The sequence below is a fragment of the Streptomyces sp. ITFR-21 genome (assembly GCF_031844685.1).
Classification (GTDB): domain Bacteria; phylum Actinomycetota; class Actinomycetes; order Streptomycetales; family Streptomycetaceae; genus Actinacidiphila.
Window position 1 is genome coordinate 3378846 of record NZ_CP134605.1, and the last position, 11939, is coordinate 3390784.

Sequence of the window (11939 nt, forward strand, 5' to 3'; positions counted from 1 at the left end):
TCGGGTTGGGGTATCCAGAAAGACGTCAGGACCGGGCGGGCGATGTCTACTACAGAGCCCGGTACAAAATCGCGCCGGGCAGGTACGGGACCGTCAAGGACGCCTACGGGCGCACCGTCAAGTTCCCGACGAAGCGCGCGGCGACCCAGGCCGCGAACGACCAGGAGGCGGCCGAGCGGGCGAGGACCGCACCCGTCGCCCAGCCCGTCGACCGGACTCCGGAGACCTTCGCGCAGTTCGCCAACCGGTGGTACGCGGGCCTCGATCTTGCGCTGAGCACCATGCAGAACTACCGGAACCATCTGGAGACTCACCTGCTGCCGGCGTTCGGCGAAATGCTGATGACTGAAATTGACGAGGAGACCGTCAATCTCTGGAGTAGGTCGGAGAGCGACCGAGGTTATCCGGCATCGAGTATCCGCACCTGGCGGTCCACGCTGCACGTCATGCTAGGCGATGCTGTAGAGCAGAAACTCATCCCTGCCAACGTCGCCACGACTCGACGCGGGCGTGGAAAGCGAGCCGGCCGGAGCACGGGAAATCGTCGCGGACCGGAGAAGGCCGTCGTTGATGCCGTCTCGGCTCTCATTATCGCGGAGCGGGCGGGTATTTTGACAGGTCGAGATGACGAGTTTATAGCTGTGATCATGGATTTCTACACGGGCATGCGGTGGGGTGAGATCGTCGGACTCAAGCCCTCGTTTGTCCGGCCCCATTGGATACGGATCGAGTTCCAGCTGTACGAACTCGATGGCGGGGTCCTGGTCGAGGGGGCGCCGAAAGACGACTCGTACCGTGACATCGACATACCCCGGTTTCTCTCCGATCTGCTCAGACCCCTCGTCGCCCTCCGGCCGCCGTGCAATTGCCACGGGGCAAAATACGTTTTCACCGGCCCTGAGCGGCTGACGCCCCTTCCTAGGGCCCTGATAGCCGAGGCCGCCGGCGTGAGCCTCGCTACCGTCTCCCGCTCGATCTCGGGGGGGCCGGTGGCCGCCTCGACCCGTGCCCGGGTACTGGCCGCACGGGACCAGCTGCCGGTGCCGCAGTCCATGATCCTGCCTCACTGGGAACGCGACTCGTGGCGTCGCGAGGTGTTCGCGCCGGCGGCATCCGGGTGGTATCCCCGCCAGGGCGTTGATGAGCCGGCCAGGCCGGTGCGCCTGCTGGCAGACCCGTGGCCGGGCAAGGTCATCCGGGGGCGACACTCGGCAGCGAAGGCGCAGGCCTGCTGGTCCCCTATCGAGGCTGATCTGACGACCCACGGTCTGCGCCACTCCCACCGCACCGTGATGGAGGATCTCGGTACGCCCCGCGTCCTCATGGATGACCGCATGGGGCACCTGGACGGCTCTGTGTCGGCGCAATACGCGCACATCGCCCCAGGCATGGTCCAGCGACTCATGGAGGATCTGACGGGCCTGTGGGAGGCAGCGCTGCAGGTGCGTGCGGGGATGCATCCGCGGTCGCCCGTGGCGGCTCTCGACCAGCTGCTGCAGAGCCTCTCTCCAAGATCATCTCCCATAGCTCTCCCAGAGCGGCGGGATCGAGGGAGGCGGGCCAGTCTGCGCCTGCTCTGACCTGCTGCTCCTATTGGACTCTGCACAGTAGCGGTCTTCCTACTTCATGAAGTCCCCGCCGGTGCAGTACTTCGACGACGAGGCCCGCGACAACGTGGAGAAGTTCATCCGCGGCGAGGTCGAGCGCTGACCCGTGCGATCCCGCGCTGTCCGGGTGAGCGGCGTCCTCGCCGTGATCTCCGGACCGTGTGATCGGCTGCCGCCGGACCGTACGGTCCGCTGAGTCCGGCTCGACCGGCCCGGCCGGCCCGTCGGACGGGCAGCCCGGCACAGACGAAAGGCCCCGGGGCGCGTTCCCGGGGCCTTCCCTGTCGTGTGAGGCTGTGTCCATGTCCGTTGTGCGGGATCTGCGCGTGCTGCTGAGGCTGCCCCACTTCCGGCGGCTGCTGGTGGTGCGTCTGCTGTCCCAGCTCTCCGACGGCGTCTTCCAGGTCGCGCTCGCCGCCTATGTGGTCTTCTCTCCGGAGCAGCAGGCGTCACCAGGCGCGGTGGCCTCCGCGATGGCTGTACTGCTGCTGCCGTACTCACTGTTCGGGCCTTTCACCGGGGTGCTGCTGGACCGCTGGCGGCGCCGGCAGGTGCTGCTGTACTGCAACCTGCTGCGAGCGGCGCTGTCCTGCGGTACCGCCGGGCTGATCCTGCTGCACGTGCCGGACTGGCTGTTCTATCTCGCCGCGCTGTCCGTCACGGGCGTCAACCGCTTCGTGCTGGCCGGGCTGTCCGCCGCGCTGCCCCGAGTGGTGGACGCCGCACGGCTGGTGACCGCCAACTCGCTCACCCCCACCGCCGGCACCCTCGCGGCCGCCATCGGCGGGGGCGCGGCCTTCGTGGTGCACCTCTTCGTCCCCGCCGGGTCCGGCGCCGACGCGGCCACGGTGCTGCTGGGCGGATTCCTCTACCTGTGCGCCGGGCTGTCCTCGCTCGCTCTGGGCCGCGACGTGCTGGGCCCCGAGCTGATCGGGAACGGTCCGCGGCTCGGCGCCGCACTCGCCTCCACCGCCCGCGGCCTCACCGACGGTCTGGCACATCTACGGCAGCGGCCCACCGCCCGGCAGGCGCTCACCGCGATGACCGCGATGCGGTTCTGCTACGGCGCCCTCACCGTGACCTTGCTGATGCTCTGCCGCTACGCCTGGTCCGACCCGTCCGACAGCGGCGCGGGCCTGGCGCTGCTGGGCCTCGCGGTCGGCATATCGGCGGCCGGATTCTTCACCGCGGCGATCATCACCCCGTGGGCCACCGTCCGCTTCGGCACCGCGGGCTGGATCGCCGGCTGCTCGGCCGCCTCCGCGGTCCTGCTGCCGCCACTCGCCCTGACCTTCACCGCCACTCCGATGCTGCTCGCCGCTTTCGCGCTCGGCATCACCACTCAGGGCGCGAAGATAGCCACGGACACCGTGATGCAGACCCGGGTCGACGACGACTACCGGGGCCGGGTGTTCTCCCTGTACGACGTCGCCTTCAATGTCGCCTTCGTGGGCGCCGCCGCAGTCGCCGCGCTGATCCTGCCGGCCGACGGCCGCTCGGCCACCCTCGTCCTCGCCCTGTCACTGATCTACGCGGCGGTGGCCGCCGGGGTGATGCGTGTCGAGCGGCTGACACCGGAGGAAACCGGGCTGCGGACGTAAGCGCGCCCGGTGTTCCACGTGGAACATCGGGCTGTGTTCCACGTGGAACATCGCCCCCCGCCAGGCTCAGCCCTGTGCCGCCCACCATTCCCTGAGTGCGGCGACGGCCTCCTCCTCGCCCAGCGGACCGTTCTCCAGCCGCAGTTCCAGCAGGTACTGATAGGCCCGGCCGACCACCGGTCCGGGCGGGACCGCGAGGACCCGCATGATCTGGTTGCCGTCCAGGTCCGGGCGGATGGCGTCCAGCTCCTCGCGCTCCTGAAGCTCACCGATCCGCGTTTCGAGACCGTCGTACGTACGGGAGAGCGCGTCCGCCTTGCGCTTGTTGCGGGTCGTGCAGTCGGAGCGGGTCAGCTTGTGCAGTCGGTCCAGCTGCGGCCCGGCGTCCCGCACATACCGGCGCACGGCGGAGTCGGTCCACTCGCCGCTGCCGTAGCCGTGGAAGCGCAGATGCAGCCCGACCAGCCGGGAGACGTCCTTGATCAGGTCGTTGGGGTACTTCAGCTGGGTCATCCTGGCCTTGGTCATCTTGGCGCCCACCATCTCGTGATGGTGGAAGGAGACCCGGCCGTCCTGCTCGAAGCGCCGGGTCCGCGGCTTGCCGATGTCATGCAGGAGGGCGGCCAGCCGCAGCGTGAGGTCCGGGCCGTCCTCCTCCAGGTCGATGGCCTGCTCCAGCACGGTCAGCGAGTGCTCGTAGACGTCCTTGTGCCGGAAGTGCTCGTCCAGCTCCAGCCGCAGCGCCGGCAGCTCGGGCAGCACCCGGTCGGCGAGGCCGGTGTCCACCAGCAGCCGCAGGCCCTTGATGGGGTGGTCGGACAGCAGCAGCTTGTTCAGCTCGTCCCGGATCCGCTCGGCCGACACGATGCCGATCCGGTCGGCCATCGCCGTCATCGCCGCGACCACCTCGGGGGCGACTTCGAAGTCCAGCTGGGCGGCGAACCTGGCGGCCCGCATCATCCGCAGCGGGTCGTCGGAGAAGGACGCCTCCGGGGTGCCGGGGGTGCGCAGCCGCCGGGCCGCCAGATCGTCCAGGCCGCCGTAGGGGTCGATGAAGTCGGTGCCGGGCAGCGCGACCGCCATCGCGTTCACCGTGAAGTCCCGGCGGACCAGGTCGTCCTCGATGGTGTCGCCGTAGGACACCTCCGGCTTGCGGGACGTCCGGTCGTAGGACTCGGAGCGGTACGTCGTCACCTCGATCTGGAAACTTCCGGGGGCGCCCGCAGCGCCGACGGCGCCTCCTGCGCTCTCAGCCTCGTCGGCGCTTTCGGTCCGCACGGCGGGGACGTCCTTGCGAGCGCCCACGGTGCCGAAGGCGATACCGACCTCCCACACCGCGTCCGCCCACGGCCGCAGGATCTTCAGCACCTGCTCCGGCCGGGCGTCGGTGGTGAAGTCGAGATCGTGGCCGAGCCGGCCCAGCAGGGTGTCCCGGACCGAGCCGCCCACAAGGGCGAGCTGGAATCCGGCGTCGCGGAAGCGCCGGCCGAGGTCCTCGGCGACGGGATCGACCCGGTGGCGAGTCCGCTGAGTCCGGGCGGCGTTGTTGGCATTCGGCACAACGGACAAGGGTACGGGTCCGCGCCGTCCTCCCGCGCCCGGGTTTGCCGTCCTGCCCGCAGACGGACTCCGCAGCACTTTGCCACAGCGCCGCTCGTTAACATGCCAGCACGCACATCCGATGGACGAGCGACGACCGGTGACGACGAGGGACGGGCGAAACGCGTGGGCGAGGCGGTACAGGCACTCGGAAGAGCCCCGTCGAGCCTGCGGCGGCGTCTGCCGCGCTTCACCGCGCTCCTGGTCGGGGCCGCCCTCGTCACAGGGCCGCTGCAAGGCCTCCAGGCGACCGCCTCACAGGCGCAGACGCCCACCGGCTCCCACACCGCCACGGTGTCGCTGAACGCCCTCAGTCCGCGGGTACCGGCCGTCGACGGCGCGGTGACCGTCTCCGGCACGGTGGTGAACAACGGAAAGTCGAAGATCACCGACGCGTACGTCGGCGTCCGGATCGGCAGCGGAGGCCCGCTGGCCACCCGCAGCGCCATGAAGGACGTCATCGACCGCGGTGGCTACGACGACGGTCTGGACGGCGAGGCCGACACCAGCGGCCACACCGCCGACGTACCGGACATCGGCCCCGGGCTGAGCGCCGCCTTCAGTCTCAAGGTCCCGGTCAGCGCCCTCGACCTCGGCGCCAGCGGCGTCTACCAGCTGTCCGTCACCCTCGACGGCCAGACCGCGGTGGAGCCCTGGACGCACGTGGTCGGCATCGCGCGCACCTTTCTGCCCTGGTATCAGGAGGGCGACGCCAAGCCGAGCCGGATCACCTACCTGTGGCCACTGACCGACCGGCCGCACATCGCCGCCGAGGGCGACACCAACTCCCAGCAGAGCCCGATCTTCCTCGACGACGACCTGGCCAAGGAACTCGCACCCGGCGGCCGGCTCCAGGTGATGGTGGACCTGGCCAAGGACCTTCCGGTGACCTGGGTCGTGGACCCGGACCTGCTGGCCTCCGTCGAGGCGATGACGAAGCCGTACCGGGTGGCGATCTCCCCCGACGACGTGACCCGGACCGCCCCGGGCACCGGTTCCGCCGACGCCAGGACCTGGCTCAACGCGCTGCGGACCGCGGTCGCCGGCGCCCCGGTGATCTCCCTGCCGTTCGGCGACACCGACATCGCCTCGCTGGCCCACCACGACGGTTCGACGGGCGGCGCCGGCCGCGCCAAGGCCGCGACCGGTGCCGGGCAGCTCCTCAAGTCCGCGGTCGGTCTCGGCCAGGTCGCCACCGACACGATCCTCGGGGTGAAGGCCACCACGGACGTGGCCTGGCCGGTGAACGGCGCACTCGACCCGTCCATCGTGTCGACGGCCCGGTCCGGCGGGGCACGCCGGATCATCGCCCGCAGCGACACCTTCGGCGACGGCTCCACCGACTACACCCCGACCGCGCCGAGGCCGATCGGCGGCGGCACCACCGCCATGGTCGCCGACGCCCCGCTGTCCACCGCCTTCAACGGCGACATGGCGTACGCCAGGAGCTACCAGGCCGCGGTGCAGAACTTCGTCGCCCAGACCCTGCTCATCACCATGCAGGCGCCGAACAGGCAGCGGAGCGTGCTGGTGGCCCCGCAGCGGGTGCCGTCGGTCTCGCAGGCCCAGGCGATGGCCGAGGCCATCGGTGAGATCGACAACAGCTCCTGGGCCGAGACGCAGTCCTTCGACGACGCCGCCAAGTCCGCGACGGACCCCGCCGCCGGCCGCCGGGTGCCCTCCGCCACCGCCTATCCGAAGGTGCTGAGCAGGAAGGAGATGTCCGCGGCGGACTTCGCCGAACTCCGCGGGACGCAGCGGTCCCTCAACGAGTTCGTGGACATCCTCACCATCAAGGACCGGGTGACCGTGCCTTTCCACAACGCGATGCTGCGAGCCGTCTCCACCGGCTGGCGGCCCCGCTCGCAGGGCGCGGGACAGCCCGGCGACATCACGGATCCGGAGGACTTCCGCAGGTCGATCCGCGCCTACCTCGACGACCTGATCGGTGCGGTGCACATCCTGCACAAAACACCGCTGACCCTGTCCGGGCGCAGCGGCACCATTCCGGTGACCGTGAAGAACGACCTCGGCCAGCCGATCAGCGGACTCACGCTGCGGCTGGCCTCGACCTCCGACATCCGGCTGGAGATCAAGACCCCGCTGCAGCCCATCGCCATCGACGGCGGCCACAGCCGTACCCTGAAGTTCGAGACCAGCGCCAGCGCCAACGGCAAGGTCGAGATCACCGCCCAGCTCTACACGCAGGACGGCGCCCAGTACCCACCGGATGCCACGAAGACCGACCGGGTGCAGTTCAATGTCAAGATCACCAAGGTCACCGATCTGGTGATGCTCATCATCGCCGGCGGACTTCTCCTGCTGGTGCTGGCGGGGGTGCGGATCTACCGTCAACGTAAGCGGCAGGCGCGCTCCGACGGCGCCGGCGGCGGTGACGGCGGTTCCGAGGGCGAGGACGGCGGCGGCGGAAGCAGCGGGGACGACGGAGGCGACGGCCGGGCGGACGACGCCGGGCCCGGGCAGCCGGGTGACCCTGCGGCTGACACCGCACGGCGAAGTCCCGAGCCGTCCCCGGCAGGTGAGAAGGTGGACGGATAGCCGGCGGACAATAAGGTGGGGCACTGATGAACGCGCCGTATGACGGTGATCGCGACTCTGCGGGCCAGATGCCTCCCCAGCCCGAGCAGCGTCCCACGCCACCTGACCCGTATCTGCAGAACACCTACGCCTACGACCCCTACGAACAGCAGGGGCCGATGGCCCAGGATCCGGTGGACGAGGCACTCTACGACCGGGCAGCCCACCCCCCGCCGCCGCTCCCGCCGGACGGCGGCCGGCACTGGCAACAGTTCGGCCAGCCGCAGCCGCCCTACGGGGACGGCGCGTCCAGCCAGTACGGAGGGGTGGACGGCCTCGTCGGCGGGTCCGGTCCCGAGCAGCAGCCGTACGACCCCTACGCGCACCTCTTCCGCGACCAGGGCGCCGGGGCCGCCGCCGAGCCGTCCCACGATCCGGCACACCAGCCGGACCCCCGGCAGAACTACGCCCAGCCGCCCCAGCAGCAGGCGCCGCAGGCTCCCCAGCAGCAGGGCGGCTATCCGCAGCAGCAGTATCCGCAGCAGGGCTACCAGCAGCAGCCGTACGGCTATCAGCAGGCGTACCCGCAGGTGCCCGCGGACAACACCGGGACCGGCTACTCCGAGCCGACGTACGAGGAGCCCGCCTACGGGCAGGCCGCCTACCAGACCGGCCAGTACGCGGCGTACGCCGAGCCGCAGTACGGTGACACCCAGTACGGCCTGCAGGGATACGGCCACCAAGGCTACGTCGATCCGCGGTACGGCTACCCGTACCAGCAGCCCCAGGGGCAGCCGGTACCCGTGGCCCCCGGGGTGCCGGGGGAGGTGCCGCCGGACGCGACCGCGCCGGTGCCGGCGGCCCCGGCGGCCGGCGGCGGCAGCGTCCTGAAGTCCAGCGCGCTGATGGCCGCCGGCACCCTGGTCTCGCGTGTCACTGGCTTCGTCCGCACCCTGGTGATCGCCGCCGCGATCGGCGTCGCCACCCTCGGCGACTCCTACGCGGTGGCCAACACGCTGCCGACGATGATCTACATCCTCACCATCGGGGGCGGTCTCAACTCGGTCTTCGTCCCGCAACTCGTCCGTGCCATGAAGGACGACGACGACGGCGGCGCCGCGTACGCCAACCGGCTGCTGACCGTCGTGATGGTGCTGCTGGGCGGCATCGTGGCGGTCACCGTCCTCGGGGCGCCGGTGCTGGTCCGGCTGATGTCCGCGAAGATCGCCGACAACCCCGACACCTACAGCGTGGCGATCACCTTCGCCCGCTACTGCCTGCCGACCATCTTCTTCATGGGCGTCCATGTCGTGATGGGCCAGGTGCTCAACGCCCGCGGGCGGTTCGGCGCGATGATGTGGACCCCGGTCCTCAACAACATCGTGGTGATCTTCACCTTCCTGATGTTCATCTGGGTGTACGGCTCCTACAGCACCACGCGGATGGACGCCACGACGATCACCCCCGAGGGCGCCCGGCTGCTGGGCCTCGGCACGCTGCTCGGCCTGGTCGTGCAGTCACTGGCGATGCTGCCCTACCTGCGCGACGCCGGTTTCAAGTTCCGGCCCCGGTTCGACTGGCGGGGCCACGGCCTGGGCAAGGCCGCCAAGCTCGCCAAGTGGACGTTCTTCTTCGTCCTGGCCAACCAGGCCGGCCTGATCGCGGTCACCCAGCTCGCCACCTGGGCGGGCTCCAACGCCGACAAGGACGGCTACCAGGGCACCGGCATCACCGCGTACAACAACGCGCTGCTGATCTGGCAGATGCCGCAGGCCATCATCACCGTGTCGGTGATGGCGGCCGTGCTGCCGCGGATCTCCCGGGCCGCCGCCGACGGCGACGTCACCGCGGTCCGCGACGACATCTCCTACGGCCTGCGCACCTCGGCGGTGGCCATGGTGCCCGCCGGCTTCGCCTTCCTCGCCCTCGGCGTGCCGATGTGCGGCCTGCTCTACGCCAGCACCGGCGCCGAATCCGCGCAGAACATCGGCTTCATCCTGATGGCCTTCGGGGTCGGCCTGATCCCCTTCTCCGTGCAGTACGTGATCCTGCGCGGCTTCTACGCCTTCGAGGACACCCGCACCCCCTTCTACAACACGGTGATCGTGGCCGCGGTCAACGCGGCGGCCTCCGGTATCTGCTTCCTGGTGCTGCCCGCCCGCTGGGCCGTGGTCGGCATGGGCTTCGCCTACGGACTCGCGTACGCGGTCGGCGTCGGGGTAGCCGCCAGGCGACTGCGGGGGCGGCTGAACGGCGATCTGGACGGCCGCCGGGTGGTCCGCACCTACGCCCGGCTGGTCGGCGCCTGCATTCCGGCCGCCGGCATCGCCGGGCTCGCCGTCTACGCCGTCATGGGCGCGCTCGGCAGCGGCGCGGTCGGCTCGCTGGCCGCTCTGGTGGTGGGCGGTGTCCTGCTGCTCGGCTTGTTCGTCGTCGCCGCCAAGCGGATGAGGATCGAAGAGATGACCGCGATGATCGGTATGGTGCGGGGCCGGCTCGGGCGCTGATCCGGTGGCGCGCCATCCGGGGCGCACGGGCGCGCAACCATCGCGGCCCGCCGTGTGTCGTGCATAGCGGCGGAGTGTGGGCACAATTGTCATCGGCTGGACGTGAGATCGCGCAATGGATGGGGAGGCAGGAACGACGGTGGCGGATCGGAGCACGGCCGCCGTCGGAGTGGCCAATGAGGGCGGCGAGACGCAGCCCGCCGCGCAACTGAGCGGCGCCACATCCGGCGGAACGACGACGGACGACCAGACCGGCAGCAGACCTGACGCCGGCGCGGCCGAGGCCGCGCCGGAGGAGCAGTCGACCACCATCGCGCTGACCACCGCGCCGAGGAACAACGCGCAGAAGGCCACCAGAAAGTTGAGCCCGGCGTCCCCCGGGACCCCGCCCACCGACACCGCACCGGCCGGGACGTCCACCAACCGGGACGAGGACACCGGCGCCCCGGGAGCCAGTCCCGAGGCGGACACCGACGTCCTCGTCGAGGACCTCGACGAGGACGTCGACGGCGCCGCCGAGGTGGCGGAGAACGGCGCTGGGGCCAAGACCCCGGCTGTCGCCCCCCGTGCCGTACCGCCCGAACTGCACAGCGGTCACAAGCTGGCCCGCCGCTACCAGCTGGCGGAGTGCGTCACCCGGGTCGACGGCTTCAGCAGCTGGCGCGCGGTCGACGAGAAGCTGCGCCGCGCGGTCGGCATCCACATCCTGCCGGCCGGCCACCACCGCTCCCGCCAGGTACTGGCCGCGGCCCGCGCCGCCGCCCTGCTCGGCGACGCCCGCTTCGTCCAGGTGCTCGACGCCGTCGAGGAGGACGATCTGGTGTACGTCATCCACGAGTGGCTGCCGGACGCGACCTCGCTGGCCGATCTGCTGGCAGCGGGTCCGCTGGAGCCGCACGAGGCGTACCAGATGGTCAGCCAGGTCTCCCAGGGCATGGCCGCCGCTCACCGTGAGGGCCTGGCCCATCTGCGGCTCGACCCGGGCGCGGTACTGCGTACCGTCTCCGGGCAGTACCGCATCCGCGGCCTGGCCGTCGCGGCCGCGCTGCGGGGTCTCAGCTCCGAGCATCCGCAGCGCCAGGACACCGAGGCGATGGGCGCGCTCCTCTACGCGTCCCTGACCCAGCGCTGGCCGTACGAGGAGGACGCGCACGGTCTCGCCGGGCTCCCCAAGGGCGTGGGGCTGGTCGCTCCCGACCAGGTACGGGCGGGCATTCACCGGGGCCTGTCCGAGATCGCCATGCGTGCCCTGGTGAACGACGGCGCGACGGCCTCCCGCGAGGAGTCGCCCTGCACCACCCCCGAGGAGCTGGCCCAGGCGGTCGCGGGTGTGCCGCGCATCCGACCGCCCGAGCACGGTGCGCCGGCCTACCAGCCGCCCCTCTTCCAGCAGCCTCCGCCGCCGCCCGGCGGCGGAGGCCATGCACCGCTGATCAATTCCGCATCCCCGCCGCCCACCCTGCCCGGCCGCACCGGGCAGGCCCTCAAGTGGGCCGTGGCCGCACTGCTGATCGTGGCGATCGGGCTGGGCAGCTGGCAGCTCGCCGACGCCCTCCAGTCCCGCGAGAACCAGTCCGGGGCCACTCCGCCCTCCGGCCAGCAGGCGGGCCAGCAGTCGGCGCGGCCTGCTGCCGAGCGGCTCGGTATCGTCGGCGCCAAGGACTTCGACCCGCTGGGCGACGGCACCGAGACCCACGCGGACGTCGGCAAGGTCTTCGACCGGAACACGGCGACGTACTGGCAGACCAGCTGGTACACCCGGGCCGACTTCGGCGGTCTCAAGTCGGGCGTCGGGGTGATCGTGGACCTGGGCAAGGCCCACAGCGTCAGCAGTGTGAGTATCGACTTCATAGGGCAGGACACCTCCGTCGAGCTGATGGCCGCCTCCGCGGGCGCCACCACGACGCCCACCCAACTCGACGGATTCACCAAGGTCGCGGCCGGAGACGGCACCAAGCTGGTCCTGAAGCCCCGAACCCAGGTGACTTCCCGCTATCTGCTCGTGTGGCTGACGAAGCTGCCACTGACCGAAGACGGCAGGTACCGGGGCAAGATCGCCGAGATCAGCGTCACGGGCTGAGCGCACG

General features: G+C 70.7%; 6 protein-coding genes. 5 read left to right on the plus strand and 1 reads right to left on the minus strand.

Annotated features, from left to right (window positions below; all coding sequences use genetic code 11):
* Positions 1-5 precede the first annotated feature (5 nt).
* Positions 6-1580 carry a LacI family DNA-binding transcriptional regulator gene (locus RLT57_RS14780; RefSeq protein WP_311297857.1) on the plus strand — a complete coding sequence of 525 codons (1575 nt, stop codon included), beginning with the start codon at positions 6-8 and terminating at the stop codon, positions 1578-1580.
* 329 nt (positions 1581-1909) lie between these two features.
* On the plus strand, positions 1910-3208 hold the full coding sequence (locus RLT57_RS14785) for an MFS transporter (RefSeq protein WP_311297858.1): 1299 nt from the start codon (positions 1910-1912) through the stop codon (positions 3206-3208).
* A 66-nt stretch (positions 3209-3274) separates the two neighbouring features.
* Here the strand turns inward: RLT57_RS14785 and RLT57_RS14790 are convergent, their stop codons facing one another.
* Positions 3275-4768, minus strand: coding sequence for a CCA tRNA nucleotidyltransferase (locus tag RLT57_RS14790; RefSeq protein ID WP_311297859.1), 1494 nt, complete (start codon positions 4766-4768; stop codon positions 3275-3277).
* A 165-nt stretch (positions 4769-4933) separates the two neighbouring features.
* Here RLT57_RS14790 and RLT57_RS14795 point away from each other — a divergent pair, with 165 nt between their 5' ends.
* From RLT57_RS14795 to RLT57_RS14805, 3 genes are all read left to right on the plus strand, one after another.
* Positions 4934-7366 (plus strand): DUF6049 family protein, encoded by a 2433-nt coding sequence (locus tag RLT57_RS14795; protein ID WP_311297860.1) that lies wholly within the window; start codon positions 4934-4936, stop codon positions 7364-7366.
* A 26-nt stretch (positions 7367-7392) separates the two neighbouring features.
* Positions 7393-9852 carry a murein biosynthesis integral membrane protein MurJ gene (murJ, locus tag RLT57_RS14800; RefSeq protein ID WP_311297861.1) on the plus strand — a complete coding sequence of 820 codons (2460 nt, stop codon included), beginning with the start codon at positions 7393-7395 and terminating at the stop codon, positions 9850-9852.
* A 139-nt stretch (positions 9853-9991) separates the two neighbouring features.
* Positions 9992-11932, plus strand: coding sequence for a protein kinase family protein (locus tag RLT57_RS14805; RefSeq protein WP_311297862.1), 1941 nt, complete (start codon positions 9992-9994; stop codon positions 11930-11932).
* Positions 11933-11939: the final 7 nt, after the last annotated feature.

Coding starts and splice junctions, on each gene's coding strand:
- murJ (WP_311297861.1), top strand. CDS start 7,393: ATGAACGCGCCGTATGACGGTGATCGCGACTCTGCGGGCCAGATGCCT.
- RLT57_RS14785 (WP_311297858.1), top strand. CDS start 1,910: ATGTCCGTTGTGCGGGATCTGCGCGTGCTGCTGAGGCTGCCCCACTTC.